Annotated in this window: 14 protein-coding genes; 9 read left to right on the forward strand and 5 right to left on the reverse strand. The window is 54.7% G+C overall.

Annotated elements, in window-relative coordinates; all coding sequences use genetic code 11:
* Position 1: 1 nt before the first annotated feature.
* The 6 genes from CFELI_RS13430 to trpA all read left to right on the forward strand — a co-directional run bounded on the left by CFELI_RS13430 (position 2) and on the right by trpA (position 6,924).
* Positions 2-1,582, forward strand: coding sequence for an anthranilate synthase component 1 (locus tag CFELI_RS13430; protein ID WP_277103297.1), 1,581 nt, complete (start codon positions 2-4; stop codon positions 1,580-1,582).
* Positions 1,579-2,220 (forward strand): anthranilate synthase component II, encoded by a 642-nt coding sequence (locus tag CFELI_RS13435; protein WP_277103296.1) that lies wholly within the window; start codon positions 1,579-1,581, stop codon positions 2,218-2,220. Before CFELI_RS13430 ends, CFELI_RS13435 begins: the two co-directional genes overlap by 4 nt.
* Positions 2,221-2,308: 88 nt before the next feature.
* Positions 2,309-3,337: an anthranilate phosphoribosyltransferase gene (trpD, locus tag CFELI_RS13440; protein WP_277103295.1), complete on the forward strand. Its 1,029-nt coding sequence runs from the start codon at positions 2,309-2,311 to the stop codon at positions 3,335-3,337.
* Positions 3,324-4,802 carry a bifunctional indole-3-glycerol-phosphate synthase TrpC/phosphoribosylanthranilate isomerase TrpF gene (gene trpCF, locus CFELI_RS13445; protein ID WP_277103294.1) on the forward strand — a complete coding sequence of 493 codons (1,479 nt, stop codon included), beginning with the start codon at positions 3,324-3,326 and terminating at the stop codon, positions 4,800-4,802. The genes trpD and trpCF overlap by 14 nt, the downstream gene beginning before the upstream one ends.
* 3 nt (positions 4,803-4,805) lie before the next feature.
* Entirely contained in the window at positions 4,806-6,056 is a 1,251-nt protein-coding gene (gene trpB / locus CFELI_RS13450) for a tryptophan synthase subunit beta (protein ID WP_277103293.1), read from the forward strand.
* 19 nt (positions 6,057-6,075) lie between these two features.
* Entirely contained in the window at positions 6,076-6,924 is an 849-nt protein-coding gene (gene trpA, locus CFELI_RS13455) for a tryptophan synthase subunit alpha (protein WP_277103292.1), read from the forward strand.
* A gap of 316 nt (positions 6,925-7,240) precedes the next feature.
* Here the strand turns inward: trpA and CFELI_RS13460 are convergent, their stop codons facing one another.
* The 3 genes from CFELI_RS13460 to CFELI_RS13470 all read right to left on the reverse strand — a co-directional run bounded on the left by CFELI_RS13460 (position 7,241) and on the right by CFELI_RS13470 (position 11,779).
* Positions 7,241-7,402: a hypothetical protein gene (locus CFELI_RS13460; RefSeq protein ID WP_277103291.1), complete on the reverse strand. Its 162-nt coding sequence runs from the start codon at positions 7,400-7,402 to the stop codon at positions 7,241-7,243.
* Positions 7,403-7,762: 360 nt separating this feature from the next.
* A complete protein-coding gene (locus CFELI_RS13465) occupies positions 7,763-7,915 on the reverse strand; it encodes a hypothetical protein (protein WP_277103290.1) in 153 nt (50 codons plus the stop codon).
* A gap of 2,757 nt (positions 7,916-10,672) precedes the next feature.
* Complete coding sequence (locus CFELI_RS13470) at positions 10,673-11,779, reverse strand: NADH:flavin oxidoreductase/NADH oxidase (protein WP_277103289.1); 1,107 nt, start codon at positions 11,777-11,779, stop codon at positions 10,673-10,675.
* A 227-nt stretch (positions 11,780-12,006) separates the two neighbouring features.
* Between CFELI_RS13470 and CFELI_RS13475 the strand changes: the two genes are divergently transcribed.
* Genes CFELI_RS13475 through CFELI_RS13485 form a run of 3 tightly spaced genes read left to right on the forward strand, consistent with a single transcriptional unit; the run spans position 12,007 to position 13,664 of the window.
* Positions 12,007-12,348, forward strand: coding sequence for a Rieske (2Fe-2S) protein (locus tag CFELI_RS13475; protein ID WP_277103317.1), 342 nt, complete (start codon positions 12,007-12,009; stop codon positions 12,346-12,348).
* A 16-nt stretch (positions 12,349-12,364) separates the two neighbouring features.
* Entirely contained in the window at positions 12,365-13,321 is a 957-nt protein-coding gene (locus CFELI_RS13480) for a bile acid:sodium symporter family protein (RefSeq protein ID WP_277103288.1), read from the forward strand.
* Between the two features lie 34 nt (positions 13,322-13,355).
* Positions 13,356-13,664, forward strand: a complete 309-nt coding sequence (locus CFELI_RS13485; protein ID WP_277103287.1) for a hypothetical protein — start codon at positions 13,356-13,358, stop codon at positions 13,662-13,664.
* Between the two features lie 93 nt (positions 13,665-13,757).
* Here the strand turns inward: CFELI_RS13485 and CFELI_RS13490 are convergent, their stop codons facing one another.
* Both CFELI_RS13490 and CFELI_RS13495 read right to left on the reverse strand, forming a co-directional pair.
* Positions 13,758-14,366, reverse strand: coding sequence for a YqgE/AlgH family protein (locus tag CFELI_RS13490; RefSeq protein ID WP_374724752.1), 609 nt, complete (start codon positions 14,364-14,366; stop codon positions 13,758-13,760).
* Positions 14,367-14,570: 204 nt separating this feature from the next.
* Positions 14,571-16,043 (reverse strand): CCA tRNA nucleotidyltransferase, encoded by a 1,473-nt coding sequence (locus CFELI_RS13495; RefSeq protein WP_277103316.1) that lies wholly within the window; start codon positions 16,041-16,043, stop codon positions 14,571-14,573.
* Between the last annotated feature and the right edge of the window lie 325 nt (positions 16,044-16,368).

The following is a 16,368-nucleotide window of genomic DNA, read 5'->3' on the forward strand; positions in this document are numbered from 1 at the left end:
CATGAGCTGTAAACAACACACACCTTTTTCTCTTGTCACCCAGGCGCGTGATGTGGCCTACCATGAAGACGCTTCCGCGTTGTTTGCCCACCTTGGGGGCACAGAAGCAACCGATGCGATCTTGTTGGAAAGCGCTGATATTGAGTCGAAGAAAAACACTAATTGTCTTGCGATTATCCGCGCTGCGTTGCGTGTGACCTGCACGCACCATGATGTTCAGGTTGATGCGCTCACACCCGTGGGGCAGCAGATGCTCGCCCGACTTGTTGATGATCTCGCTGACTATGTAATTTCCCAGAGCGTGACGACGGCGGCATTTCGTTTCCGCGCATCAAGAAAGGTCAATGAGCGCGACAGGTTGAAGGATGTGTCCAACATTGAGGTTCTACGCGCCTTGCAGTCTCGTGCAGGTTATCAGGGCGAGAACCTGCCTTTGTTGGGGGGCGGTTTTGCCTTCGACTATGTAGCAAGCTTTGAACACCTGCCTGCAGTTGCTGATTCCACTAATACTTACCCCGACTACCAGTTTTTGGTTGCGGAGGTATTGCTACAGATTGATCACCTCACTCGTAGTGCTCGCGTTGAATGTGTGGCAACAACCAAGGAGGAGGCACACGCAACCCTTGACAGTATTGCGCACAATATAAATGAAGTACGGCCGTATGAGCCGGCACCGGCGATTGAAACGAACGGAACCCTTAGCGCAATCGCTACCATCACCGACGCCGATTTCCGTAACCATGTTGGAGAAATGCAGAAGCATATCCGCCGTGGCGATGCCTATCAGGTAGTGCCGGCCCGTGCTTTCACCCTTGATTGCCCCAACGCATTCACCGCCTACCGACAATTGCGCACAATGAATCCGAGTCCGTACATGTTTTATGTACGCGGTTTTCACAATGACCGCACCTATGAGCTTTTCGGCGCGTCGCCTGAATCCAATCTCAAATTCAATGCCGACACCCGCGAAGTACAGGTCTATCCCATCGCTGGAACCCGGCCACGTGGACTCAACCCGGATGGCAGTATCAACCACGAACTCGATATCCGGGCTGAACTGGATATGCGCACCGATGCTAAAGAAATCGCTGAGCACACCATGCTTGTTGATCTCGCCCGCAATGATCTAGCCCGGGTCGCGGTTCCCGCCACCCGCAGGGTCGCCGACCTGTTGCAGGTTGATCGCTATTCCCGCGTCATGCACCTTGTATCCCGCGTGACTGCAACCTTGCACCCCGACTTTGATGCCCTCGATGCGTATCGTGCGTGCATGAACATGGGAACCCTGACGGGTGCGCCGAAGCTGCGTGCCATGGAGCTTGTGCGTGAAGTGGAAGGCACACGCCGCGGATCTTATGGTGGGGCAGTGGGCTATCTGAAGGGGGATGGTTCCATGGATACTGCCATTGTGATTCGCGCAGCCTTCGTTGACAATGGGATCGCCACCGTGCAGGCTGGTGCCGGTGTGGTGCGCGATAGTAACCCGCAATCGGAGGCCGATGAAACAGTGCACAAAGCATATGCGGTGTTAAGTGCCTTAGCTGCCGCCACCAATAAGAAGCTGGAGATTTCACGCGCATGAATAACGGCACCCATGTGGTTTTGATCGACAACCACGATTCCTTTGTATACAACCTCGTTGATGTTTTTGCCGTCGGAGGATACCGCTGCACTGTTTTTCGCAATACAGTCAGTGTTGAGCAGGTTCTCCAAGCTGAACCTGATTTGATTTGTCTTTCCCCAGGCCCTGGCCACCCGCGGGAGGCCGGCAACATGATGGACATCATTGAAGCCTGCATCGGGACAATTCCGATCATCGGTATCTGCTTAGGATTCCAGGCTTTGCTGGAACATTTCGGCGCAAGCGTGGGTCCCTGCGGCCCCGTGCATGGGGTCACAGATTCTATGGAGCTTTCCCAGGCTGGTCTTCAGTCACCCATTTTCCAGGGACTGACAACCGATGCGGGACCCGAGAATAATTTCTCTGGTCGACTCGTACCGGTCGCACGCTATCATTCGCTCGGCTGTCGCGTGGAGGATGCCCCAGCAGGAATCGTGAGTCTGGCAAGTGCCCGCGCGGAAATTGGTTCGGTGATCATGGCAGCGATCACTGATGATCACTCAGCTATCGGTTTGCAGTTCCATCCCGAAAGCGTGCTCAGCCCTACCGGGCCGATCATCGTCGATCGCTGTATCACGCAACTGTTGCACCGCACCTAGTGTATGCCCACATCCCCCGCAAAAGTCACAGTGACAATACTAGTGTGCAGTGTGGCGACGTCGTCACGCACTGCACGAAGGAAAAAATATGAGCACACCAGCCCTGATCGACAACCTACTGAACTATCTCGACAACCCACAGCCCACAGCGGACGAAGCCCAAAAAGTCTTCACCCCACTCACAATGGGCGAATATGACGATGTGCACATCGCGGCGCTGCTGGCCACTTTGCGCACTCGCGGTGAAAAACTCGAAGATATTCTCGGCGCCGCACGCGCCTTCATCAACGCCTCCAGGCCATTCCCAGTGCAAGGCGAAGGCGTGTTAGATACCGCCGGAACGGGCGGCGACCGCTCGAACACCATCAACATTTCCACCGGCGCTTCACTGATCACCGCCGCTGGGGGATGCCGGGTAGTCAAATGTGGCAACCGCTCCGTGAGTTCCAAATCCGGTTCCGCCGACGTACTCGAAGCGCTCAACATCCCCCTTGATCTTGACCCAGATCGCGCGGTGCGCCAAGTGGAAGCCTCGAATTTCACCTTCCTTTTCGCCCCCGCCTACCATCCAGCGATCGCGCATGTGATGCCGGTGCGACGCGCGTTGAAGCTGCCCACCATCTTTAATATTCTCGGACCCATCTTGTCGCCAGCCCGCCCAGCCCTGCAAATCATGGGCATTGCCAAACCTGAACTAGGCCCGGTGATCGCCGAAGTGTTTCAGCAATTGGGTCGCGAACGCGCACTCGTTGTTCACGGTAGTGGTGTCGATGAGATCGCGGTGCATGGCCCCACCGATGTGTGGGAGTTAAATAATGGAAGCATTGAACATTACCAACTCACTCCTGAGTCTATGGGTTTGAGCACCCATCCGCTCTCGGCATTAGCCGGTGGTGATGGTGCAGAAAATGCCGCGATTATACGCAAGATTTTTTCCGGTCACGGAACCCAAGCGCACAACGATGCGCTGGCTGCTTCCGCTGGCGCCATGTTCTATCTGCATGGTGCAGTACCCACCATTGGCGATGGTGCGATGAAAGCTCGCGAACTTATTGCTGACGGCACCGTTGCCGCATGGTTGAAGAAACATGAGGATTCTGATTATGGCACCCACTAATTCATCTACGCAGTCGGCACTGCCAACCATCCTTGAAGAGATTGTGGCCACCCGTCGCACACACTTGGACGATATTCGCGATCGGATTGCTCACGTCGATCCGGCGACGCTTCCGCTCTCCGAACGCAGTTTGGAAAAAGGACTTGCCCAGCGGGGGAGGGGAGGGGCTGCGTTCATCATGGAGTGCAAGTCCGCTTCACCGTCCCTTGGTCTTATTCGCAGTGAGTATAACCCTGGCGCGATTGCCAGGATCTACTCCCGCTTCGCCGTGGGCATTTCCGTGCTGTGTGAGCCTGCCCGCTTCGGCGGGGATTATGATCACCTTTCTACTGTGGCTGCTTCCACTCATCTTCCGGTGTTGTGTAAGGATTTCATCATCGACGAATGCCAGATTATAGCTGCCCGCTATTTCGGGGCGGATGCGATTTTGCTGATGCTCAGCATTCTCAGCGACGAGCAGTACCGGCATTTGGCGGCTGTGGCGGCTCGCTATAATCTCGATATTCTCACCGAGGTTATCGACGAAGAGGAAGTCGTGCGGGCGCAGAAACTTGGTGCGCGTATCTTCGGTGTGAATCATCGGAATCTTCACGATCTCAGCATCGACTTGTCCCGCTCCGCTGCTCTTGCCGCACTAATTGGCGACGACGCGATCCTCGTTGCGGAATCTGGGATTCGGGACAATCACACCGTACGCACACTTAGCGCTCACGCCAACGGTTTCTTGGTGGGTTCGCAACTAACAAGCCAACCCGATGTTGATCTCGCTGCCCGCAGGTTGGTGTACGGCGCGAACAAAGTCTGCGGCATCACTTCGCCTGAAGTCGCCCAGGGTGTTCGCAGCATGGGTGCGGTCTACGGCGGGCTGATTTTTGAAGAGAAAAGTCCGCGCAATGTTTCACGTGAAACCGCGCAAAAAATCATCCACGCCGAACCTGATCTGCACTACGTGGCAGTATCGCGTCGGACCGAGAACTTCCACGAGCTCGCAATGCCTGGCATCCACGCGGTTCAAATTCACGCGCCTTTATGCGCCAGTATCGAGGAGGAATTGAAGCTTATCGACGCCGCCCGCCGCGACCTTGATCGTGCCGGTTTCCCCGACATCCACCTGTGGCGTGCTATCTCCATGACCAAACCCAACGGACCTTTCATTGCCCAGCAACTTGTTGGGCGCGTCGATACGCTTGTGCTCGACGCGGGGGAGGGCGGCAGCGGCGAAACCTTCGACTGGACGCTCATCCCGGATGAAATAAAACAGCACTCCTTCATCGCCGGTGGCTTAAACCTCGACAACCTTGATGAAGCACTAGCAGTGGGCGCGTACGGCCTCGACCTGAACTCCGGCGTGGAGTACCCGGATCATTCCCACCGCCATCACACGAAAGATCTCGGATTGGTGGCTCGCGCCTTTGCCCGCATCCGTTCCTTCCACTACACCCCATCAAAGAAAACAGGAGCCTAACTCATGAATGCCACACACACCTCCGCCGCGGCTGGCGGGCAGACCCTTCTTCCCGCATACTTCGGTGAGTTCGGTGGACAGTTCGTTCCGGAATCCTTGAGCCCTGCGCTCGATCAATTGGAGCGCGCTTTCGTTGACGCCATGGACGACGAAGATTTTCGGGCGGAACTGTCTGCCTACTTCCAAGACTATTTAGGCCGCCCCACCCCGCTGACGGAGTGCTCAAACCTTCCGCTTGCCGGGCAGGGTCGTGGCTTTGCGAGTATCTTTCTCAAGCGTGAAGATCTCGTGCACGGCGGTGCGCACAAAACCAATCAGGTGATTGGCCAAGCTTTGTTGGCGAAGCGTATGGGTAAGACGCGTATCATCGCGGAGACTGGGGCGGGGCAGCACGGCACCGCAACCGCATTGGCTTGTGCGCTGCTTGGTTTGGATTGTGTGATTTATATGGGCGCTGAGGATGTGGTGCGCCAGCAACCGAACGTGTACCGGATGCAGTTGATGGGGGCGACGGTAGTGCCTGTGGATTCTGGGTCGGGCACGTTGAAGGATGCTGTGAATGAGGCGCTGCGTGATTGGACTGCGACCTTCCATGAGTCGCACTATTTGTTGGGTACGGCGGCTGGTCCTCATCCGTTCCCCACTATTGTGAAGGAATTTCACCGTGTGATTTCTAAGGAGGCGAAAAAGCAGATTATTGAGCGCACGGGTAGCCTGCCCGATGTTGTGGTGGCGTGCGTGGGTGGTGGCTCTAATGCGATCGGTATGTTCGCTGATTTCATTGAGGAGGATCAGGTGGAGTTGGTTGGTGCTGAGCCTGGCGGCTTGGGTCTTGATTCCGCTAAGCACGGCGCGACGATCAACAGTGGGCAGATCGGTATTTTGCATGGGGCGCGCAGCTACCTGATGCGTAATTCGGATGGGCAGGTGGAGGAGTCCTATTCGATCTCCGCTGGTTTGGATTATCCCGGTGTTGGCCCGGAGCATGCTCACTTGGCTGCGACGGGTCGGGCGAAGTATGTTGCGGTCACTGATGCTGAGGCTTTGGAGGCCTTCCAACTTCTCGCGCGGGAGGAAGGTATCATTCCCGCACTCGAGTCTTCGCATGCGTTGGCCTATGCGCTCAAGCGTGCGCGTCTTGCTGAAGAGAATGGTGAGCAGATCACGATTCTTGTTTCTCTGTCTGGTCGTGGGGATAAGGATGTGGACCTCATTCGCCGCACGCTGGAAGCTCACCCTGAACTGTCTGTCTAGTTTCGAAAGTTGTTCTCTTATGTCGCTTCATTCTTCTTCTCGTTATTCCGCCATGTTCACTCGCCTCGCTGGGGCAGGGGAGGGGGCGTTCGTCCCCTTCGTCATGTTGGGTGATCCCACCCCGGCTGATTCGCTTGCGATTGTGCGCACTCTTGTTGCTGCGGGCGCGGATGCGCTTGAACTTGGTGTCCCTTTCTCCGACCCGGTTGCTGACGGTCCGACGATTCAGCGCTCTCACATTCGTGCGCTCGCCGCGGGCGCAACAGTGGATTCTTCACTCTCCCTCATCCGGAAGATTCGTGAGGAGTTCCCTGATCTTCCATTGGGCTTGTTGATTTACGGCAACGTTCCGTTCACCCGCGGCTTGGATCGTTTCTATCAAGAGTTTTCCGACGCCGGTGCCGATTCCATTCTCATCCCTGATGTTCCCGTGCGTGAGGGGCAACCGTTTATTGCGGCTGCGAAGAAGGCGGGCATCGCCCCAATTTTTATCGCCCCGGCCCAGGCGGCGGAAGCAACTCTCGCCGGTGTTGCTCGCCATTCGGAGGGTTATATTTATGCGATTTCCCGCGATGGCGTCACTGGTGTTGAGCGTGAGTCTCAGACAACTGGTTTGCGCGAGGTTGTCGACAACATTAAGCGTTTCGACGGCGCCCCCGTGTTGCTTGGTTTCGGTATCTCCACCCCGCGCCATGTTGCCGACGCGATTGCCGCCGGTGCCGACGGCGCTATCACCGGCTCCGCTATCACCGCGATCATTGAGCGCCATTGCCCAGACTCCCTTCCCACCGCAGTCACCGATTCCGCCTCGCTTCACGCGGAACTGACTGAATTCCTCACCGCCATGAAAGCTGCAACCACACGCTAATCTGTGGCTCCATCCCTTCCCAGCCCCGCCCACTTATACCTGTGGTGCGGGGCTGAGTGTTTCACGTGAAACATTGCTAAAAAGTCCCTAGATAAATTTCTCTCCCACCTCGGTGGGGTAGGGGAGGGGTTTGACCTCGCATGTAGGCTCACCAGCACTAAACCCATCACCCATAACAGGCCACGCGTACCACACAATCCACGCCCGCGCTTACAGCGCCCCACACCTAAATCTCACCGCAAGCATCCCTCCGCCAGCACCCACTACAGCACCTATTTCTTCCACTGCCGCCTTCCGGAATCACAGTCCAGTCTCCTTAAAGCAACAGCCCCTCCTGATCCCATAACACGAAGTTTCCAATGCGTTCCGCTTCGCGAACATCCGAAGCACCCGTGAACAACCTCCGCACAATCACCGCATCAAAAACCACAACCCACTTCGCTTCAGCACCCACGATCTCTTCATCCACACCGCTCATCCAACCCCCAGAAGCACTTACTCTCGATCTCATTCTTGCCTGCGCCAGCATATCCATCGGCACTAATTTTCTAGTGTTTCACGTGAAACATTTCCATAGTTTCGACTCAAACCTGCGCATGGTGAATTGACACGTTGATCGACATATCCACCTACCCTTCATTAGACACCCCTCCCATACCACCGCACCTCGGCCCCATGACTTATCCGCAGAATTCGGTTTCCTCTATGCAAGCCCCAATTTATCCCTGAAATGAAAGGCGTTTCTTCAGCCCACTTTGTGCCCCAGATTGTGGAAACACTTCATACCCGACCTCGGGCGCGTACCGCATCTTCAACTTCCGCGCCGGTATTCCACTCCCTATTCAACACCACCATCTGTGCATCGCATGCCCTCGTTTTCCACTATTCCTTCGAAAATTTCCAAAGCGGCAGTCCCACCACAATTCCCCTCAAACTCCGAACCGCCGTGTGCTTCACCCACCAATGTCGACTTCCCGGATTGCGTCTTCATGCATTCATGAAACACTCTTATTCGCCCTCAACATTACCGACGCACACCTACTCAGTAACGGAGAAAATTTCAAAGAACGGCCAACGTTTAGGGCTCTTTTCGGCGCAGAGTTACCCTACGAAAAATCGGCTCTCAAAATTTATGGTTCATCATTCATCCTTATCCACACCTCGCTCGAAACGAGGATTATCAATACTCCCGGAAAGAATGACGGACTACTTGGCGCTTGTTCCACATGCCTCCGGCCATCCCACAACACCAAAAACCAATCCGCTCTAGTGATGAATGGGCACGCGTTCTTGTTTTATCCGTTGGCATTGCACCCACTAACCCATCTTTGTCGTTCTAGGACCGCTAGGAAGCGAGCGATTCAACCCGTCTTCATGACCTTTGTGCGCTCACTTCATGTTGTTTTCTTACTACTGCCTCAACACCTATCCGCCAGTCCCGACCAACGGCTTAGGCTCGTGCTGCACCAGTGAAGTTCTTTACGATGGGACTTGCGCAGGTTTCTTTCTTTTGTTCCCACCCCCAAATGAGAATGATCCACGAGTCAATCAATGACGGGATAGGGGAGTGTTCGTTGGCAATCATTAGGTGTCGATAGTCCGCGCCCATCGTTCAATGTTTCACGTGAAACAATGATTTCACCACTTTAGGCCGACCTCATAATCGCGCTCCGTTTCTTTCAGCAACAACCCCAAGGAAAACAGTGCGTTTGGATCTAGATGCACTGTCCTTTTTTCTCGCGCTTCAGATCGCTGCTATTCAGTGGAAGGTCGAGACTCGTACACACTTCACTTTAAATTCGGATACCGTTGCGACAGTGCCGTCCTTCTCGTTCCTCCCTCAGGTCCCAATTGTCTCCAGCGCTCATCTTGGCCCAGTACTGAACCTCGAAGAACACTCGTATTTCACCAACTCGTGCGCGCTAGTTTTAGTATCTACCGATAAAGATTTACCGCCTATGCAGGGTTCAGAAACTAAAGTGTCTCACCCTTTAATCCACCTCAGGATAAAGCTGTAGGCTCACAAACTTCCCACTCCAATCTGCACGCGCTTTCTTTGTCGAGGAGTTTGTGCATCGGCGGTATCTGTATCCTTCGCACTCTTTGGCTCAGGTGGGACGCGAACCCTATGTTTTCCAGACACATCTTTTCCGCGCAACGTGTGCTTTTTTGTTGGTTTGAATCTTGAGGACTTTCATCAGTGCAACAGGCTAGGTCAACATTGTGCACTTTTAGGGCAGTGTTTCACGTGAAACATTCACCCTACTAATTGTCTTGTTTTCGGCAGTGGCGACTGCCGGATAGCTTCCAACGACACCAAAGTCCCCTGAAGTTCTTGAAGTAAAGCGCGGTAGTGGGTTTTGCCACCTTGTTGAGAACATTACGATCTCAATTTCGACATGGCGATATCCGCTGCTTTGATACACGGTTTCATCGTTGGATGGCGGTGTTGGGCATTGGAGCAAAACCACGCAACAGCCCACGACAGATTTTTAATAGCGTCACCTTCACTGTTTCCTTTTCCACTCAATAAGTAGGAGTACTCACAACAGGGGTGCAATTGATTTTAATGGAATCGTCGTCTTCCTTAGGGTTTAAAAAATCCTTGCGCATAGTTATGCTTCGGGGGTTTAGTCCTGGCTGGAATCCTAATCCACCACAATAGAAATCTCGTTTGAGGGGCTAAAGTATGCTACGTATGCAGCTTCTACAAAGTTCAACGCAACGGGGTGGTCTTTGAAGGAGACGTCCGAAAGCGATTAAGTGAACCCAATGGACGCACACTCTTGACACTTAATTGTCGACGATAGGAGGTATGTTTTTTAGTGACTTTGTTCTTCGGAAGGCAACGCCAACCAACAAACAGGAGGGGCTCCGTTTCACGATTAGCGCTCATATACCAGCCGAAAACCGTTGCTAGGCATTCTTCTCAACCCGCCTCGTCATCTTCATACAAGCAGTTGGGGCTTCCTGATTGCGCAGACGATGCGGTTTCTGCGCGATCGTTTTTCTATGTTTCACGTGAAACATAGACACGAGAGCCCATGCCAAAAAGCGCAACCTGGCATAACCAAACTCAATGTGCGATGCCTCAAGTTCTAGGATCGGGGCTAGGTGAGGGTTAAAAAATGCACCGAGCTCGTGCCACAGCGATGGCGGGGAATGGTTCATTGAAACTTCGCCTTGGAGTACAAGAATTGAAATTGCGGCAGTGCAGGCATCTCAAGGATAGGGGTGAAGAAGAAAATTGGGGCTAGAAGAATGCACTGACGAAAGCAGAACTGGGTTTAGAAGAAAACATAATAGTGTGCGTGCTAGGTAAAACAGTGGCGCTAATTTTGTTGTTCGAGGAATTGATGGGGGATTAGAGGTTGGGGCACGCCACATTCGTGTCAGTGAGAGAACGTGGGCGAGTGATAAAAGGAGGGGTGAAAACCCGAAAAAACAACTATGAGGGGTGAAGTTGGCACGGGTACACAAAGTTATCTTATTTACATCACTGTGACGATAATTGTGACGCTGGCAGATGGTTGCCGGGGAGGGGAGTGAGACCTATTGAAGGCGTCTTGTGAGAGTCAGGCACTCAAGCTATCGCCAACACACCACCCGCGCCGAGGGAGATAGGAACTCTTTGAGCCGGGCGGTCGGTGACAATGAAGTGCGGTAGGTTGAGGCGTCGAAAAGCAGGAAAGCTCAAAAACAACCCCTAGTTATATTCAATTGCCAGCAATGTAAGTAAAGGGGGAGGTTAGCGCCACTCACCGCGATGATAGCTCGGCGCAACCGGCCAATCCGAACGATCCAAACTCAACGCATGAGCAGCACGCACCGGCCACGCAGCATCGAACAAGGCAGCGCGGCCAACATTAATCAGATCCGCCTTCCCCTCATCCAACACCTGCTGAGCCAGCGCAGGATCACCCAGCTGACCAACAGCCGCAACCGGAACCGACACATGCTTTTTAATCGCCGCAGCGAAAGGAACCTGATAACCAGGACCTGTCACAATTGGGGCAGGTGCCACACCACCAGACGACACATCAATAAGATCAACGCCCCGCGCCGCTAAATCCTGACACAACTGCACCGAATCAGCCACCGACCATGCATCCACGGAAGAATCATCGTCAAACCAGTCCGTGGCCGACAAACGCACGCTTACGGGATAATCCGGACCGACTGCTTCACGCACAGCGTCAACCACCTCATGCACGAGGCGAGTGCGGTTTGCGAAACTGCCACCATAGTCATCATCGCGCTGGTTTGATAGCGGGGAGAAGAATTGGTGCAGCAAATAACCGTGCGCCGCATGGATTTGCACCAAATCGAAGCCGGCAGCGACACTGCGCGCCGCGGCTTGGGCGAACAGAACCGGAATCTGCTGGATCTCCTCACGTGTCATCGCACAAGGGGTACGCAGCTTCGGAAACGCCACAGGGCTAGGTGCAGAAGTTTCCCAACCACCATCAGCAATGGGCACAGAGCCAGGGCTAAAGCCTGGCAGCATGGGGAAGGTTGAGGCTTTACGCCCCGCATGGATCAGCTGAATGCCCATTGCGCTGCCCTGGCTGTGAACACAATCGACGATTCTGCGCCACGCCTGGGCCTGTTCATCCGTCCACATACCCGCGCACAGCGGCGAGATCCGACCCTCAGGGCAGATCGCACTCGCCTCAGCCACGATCAGGCCGAAGCCACCGGCAGCGCGGGCACCGTAGTGCTGGAGGTGCCAATCAGTGACCATGCCGTCGCGGCCGATTGCCTGATATTGGCACATCGGTGGAAGCACGATGCGGTTACGGAGCTGAAGACCACGCAATGAAAAAGGTTGGAAAAGGGAAGGGATTGTTGTCATACCGCACAAGCTTAATCGTTGGAGCAGAGCAATCGCTGCCCTTTTTCCACAACTCAGCGCACATGCGGGAATCTTCGTGGCGCACAGATGGGGGTAATGGAGTTTGTGGGGCTGAAAGTGCGATACTGGAAACCATGACTACCCAAAATTTCCCCCATCCCACCGATCCTGAGCACGCTAGTAGCCCACGCGCAACTGGCGCGGGGCAGGTGAAGTGTAGCCGCCGGATGTTCTTGCTGGGCACCGCGACTACTTTTGCTGGGATTGCCCTTACAGCCTGCGGTAAAGACCCTGTCGAGTTGAGCATTGCCGATGTCCCTGTTGGTAGCGCGGTGATTGTCGATGGTGTGATCCTGGCCCAACCGGTGGCAGGTGAGTACAAGGCGTATTCCACGGTGTGTCCGCACCAGAATTCGCAGATCAGTCAGGTTGATGGTGATATTGTGCGCTGCCCGACGCACAATTCGGAGTTTTCGATTGTTGATGGTGCTGTGATCAGCGGACCTGCCCGCGACCCGATGAAGCCACTGAATGTGGCGGTTTCGGGCGAGACCGCAACGGTCGGCTAGATGCGTGCGCGTGGCTATGCGAGGACTTGTTCAGCGGCTTGATCCGCTTATTGTTTTGATCATTGCGGCGGTTATCCTGGCGATTGTCTTTCCCGCCCAAGGCTCCTTTGCGCAGGCTTTTTCTTTGGCCACGAAAATCGGTATTGCGGTGCTGTTTTTCCTCTACGGTGCCCGTTTATCCACGGCGCAGGCGTTGCAGGGCGTGAAGCACTGGCGGTTGCATCTTGTTATTTTAGCTTTTACTTTTGTGGTGTTTCCGCTGGTTGGTCTGGCGCTATCGCCGCTGAAGTTGCTGGTGGGTGCGCCGTTGTATGCGGGGATTGTGTATTTGACCTTGGTTCCGTCGACGGTGCAGTCGTCGGTGGCGTTTACTTCGATTGCGCGGGGAAATGTTGCTGGGGCGATTGTTGCGGCTTCGGCAAGTAATCTTGCCGGTGTTTTCCTCACACCCGTGCTCGTGATGCTGTTTATGCGCGCTGATCAGGGTGTGCGTATCGACGCCGGGGTCTTTGTTGATATTGCCGTGCAACTTTTGCTGCCCTTCATTGTCGGCCAGTTCTGCCGTCCTTTAGTGGGCAGTTTCGCCGCGCTCAAGGCTACGAAGATAGTCGATCGCGGGTCGATCGCCATGGTGGTGTACTCGGCGTTTAGCGCAGGTGTGGTTGCTGGTGTGTGGTCGAAGGTACGCCTTGTTGACGTGGCATTTTTGTGCATTTTATCGGTTGTAGTGGTGGCCTTCATGCTGTGGCTGAGCTTCGTGGTGGCTAAACGTTTAGGTTTTGACGATGCTGATCGCAAGGCAATTCAGTTCTGTGGTTCAAAGAAGTCACTTGCGACAGGTTTGCCTATGGCTGCGGTGATTTTTGGCGGAGCGAATGTGGGTATGTTGATTTTGCCGTTGATGATTTTCCACCAGATTCAATTGATGATGTGTTCTGCTTTGGCATCGGCGTATGCTCGTAGAATCGACTAGACCACCTACCACCTTGTACACAAAGGATATTGTGATGAGCTCGTTATTTGTTCGGATTGATTTAACTATTCCCGGCGCTGGTTCCACTACGCACATTGCGGAATTGGTACCACAGGCTGCAGGTATGTGTGCGTTGGTGCGCATGATTGAGCTAGATCCGCAGGGACGGATTCACGGGATGGCTACTGCTGACAAGATGGTTGGTATGGCTTCTGCCCCACAGAAGTTGGTGCCGCATCCTGATTCTTATGCCGATTTCCCTGATATTGAGCCCTCATCCGTTTCGCAGGAAGAATTCGATACTTTGTGGCAGGAAGCGAAAGTAAAGTTCCCCGACTTTTAACCGCTTTATATCCACAGGCACTTTATTTCACCGCGGTATACCGCAATTGCACAAGGCGAATGTTTCACGTGAAACATTCGCCTTGTGTGTCACTTAATTTTCTTCTTGGTCGTAGCCAGGGTGGGTACTCAGCAGCGGCATGGGCATGGGTTGGCGCTTCAAAGCGTCTGCCCACACATCTACTTTGCCTGGGGCGATAATATCGCCGGGCAGGCAGGGCGCTACGAACCAGTCGCCGCATTCAATTTCGTGTTCGAGTTGCCCTGGTGCCCATTCCGCCCAGCCGACGAAGAAGCGGGCACCTTCGAGTTCGTGGACAAGTGCAGTAGGGTCGGCACGCATATCTACGTGCACAATTCGGTTGGCCAGCCGGTTGAGGTAGGGTGCCGCGTCAATATCGACTTCGGGTTTGGCTACACCTAGTACTAGGGCGTTTTCGGGGAAGAGGGGGCCGCCGATAAATACCGCTTGGGGTTTGGCCATGCACAGTGCCCATTCTGGGAGGACGTTGGCTACCGCTTGTTCGGAAATATCGTTAATCACCACACCGAAGGTGCCTTGCTGTCCGTGGTCGATGAGAACGACGACACTGCGGCGAAAGTCGTCACTGTTCATGTCGGGTGCAGAGATCAGCAGCATGCCGGGTGCTGGTTCGCTGCGTTCGATTCCGCGGAATGAAGTGTGTGCAAATAAAGACATCAGTCGTTGTTTCCCTGTGTGCCGTGTTCTCCTGATCCTGCCGTTTACACGCGAGTACGTCGTGCGGTAGGGGAGAACGTGATGGAAAGGGGGGATATGTTGTTTTTTAGTGTAGTGCAGGCCTGTGCGAACACACCCACCGAGGGCTATGCGCCCCCGATCAAAGCCAACGCTTCCTTAGCATCGTGGGGGTGTGTTTGCTTGCGCTTAACCGCTGGGGTTGTCCTTGTAGTCGTTCCACCACTCCAGCAGGTATTTTTCGGCGAGTTCGGGATCGAGTGGGCCGAGTTCGAGCCGGAGTTCTTTCAAATATGACCACGCTTTGCCCACCTCAGGTCCTGGCTTTAAGTTGAGCAGTTGCATAATTGCGTTGCCGTCGAGATCGGGGCGGACGCGGGCGAGATCTTCTTTGGCCGCGATGGCGTCGATACGCTCAAGCAGGTGGTCGTAGGTGCGTTGCAGGCGGGCTGCTTTGCGCTGGTTACGGGTGGTGCAGTCGGCGCGCACGAGTGTGTGCAGGCGGTCGAGCAGAGCACCGGCGTCAGTGACGTAGCGGCGTACCGCGGAGTCTGTCCATTTCCCTTCGGAGAAGCCGTGGAAGCGCATGTGCAGAAAGACCAGCTGTGATACGTCGTTGACCATGGCTTTGGAGTATTTCAGGGCGCGCATGCGGCGGCGAACAATTTTCGCGCCGACAACTTCGTGCTGATGGAAGCTGACCTTGCCATTCTCGTCGAAGGCGCGGGTATCAGGTTTGCCGATGTCGTGGACCAGCGCCGCCCAGCGCAGCACAAGATCGGGCTCGCCGTCTTCGCGATCCATGGCTTGGCGCAGCACTTGCAGGGAGTGCGCGTACACATCTTTGTGTTGCTGGTGCTCATCTTGCGTCATTTTGAGCGCGTCGAGTTCGGGGTAAACAATTTTCGCCAGCCCAGTTTCAGTCATGATGTCAATACCCACCCAAGGCCTGGCACCGAGCATCAGTTTATCCAGCTCAACTTGGATGCGCTCAGGAGTGATGCGCTGCAGTTCATGCGACATTTCACGCATGGCCTCGTGCACGCGCGGTGCGATGTCGAAGCCAAGCTGTGAGGCGAAACGGGCAGCGCGCAGCATGCGCAGCGGATCATCGTGGAAGCTTATCGACGGCTTATCGGGGGTGTCTAAACGGTGCGCTAACAGATCCTCCATGCCCGATAATGGATCACAGAACTCTAGTTCCCCAGCTGGGGTGATCTCCATCGCCATGGCGTTGCAGCGGAAGTCGCGGCGAATCAGATCACCTTCTAAGCTGTCGCCGAATTGCACGTCGGGGTTGCGGGAGCACCCGTCGTAAGTATCGGAACGGAAGGTGGTGATTTCGATCTGTTGACCAGCTTTTTCGGCAGAAACAGTGCCAAAGGCGATCCCCGTGTCCCACACCGCTTCGGCATACTCGTTCAAAATCTCAACAACGAGTTCCGGGCGGGCACTGGTAGTAAAGTCAAGATCGTTGCCGAGCACACCAAGCAGAGCGTCGCGCACGGAGCCACCCACAAGGTACAGGCGGTGCCCGTGCTCATGAAACTTCTCAGCCAAAGGCACAAGGTGTGGAAGGTACGGCTCTAACCCCTTGCGGGCCTGCTTAATTGCCTCCTCGGCAGTGTTTACGCTCGGCGCAGCAGAATCAAAAGAGTTCATTTCACAGAAATCGGGGGTAGTCACGTTGCCCCAGTCTACCCTGTAGCCCGTGAGGATAAACACCCCAACTCTCACCACCTGCCTAAGCTAACTGGCACCACCATCTCATAAACCCCCAAACCCACCACGCACTGCACTGACTCAAACAGCACACCACAAACCAAGTCACCCCACATTCACACCACCGCAGTGAACAACTACCACCAAAGGCACAGCTGGTTTAAAAATCTCCTTTCCTCACCTTATTGACCCAAGCGCCCCCTACCAGAAGAAGAAAAGCCCAGTTCAGCTGTGTCGAGCAGGCGCTAGGCGAGGGAAAAGGATA

The sequence above is a fragment of the Corynebacterium felinum genome (genome assembly GCF_030408755.1).
Classification (GTDB): domain Bacteria; phylum Actinomycetota; class Actinomycetes; order Mycobacteriales; family Mycobacteriaceae; genus Corynebacterium; species Corynebacterium felinum.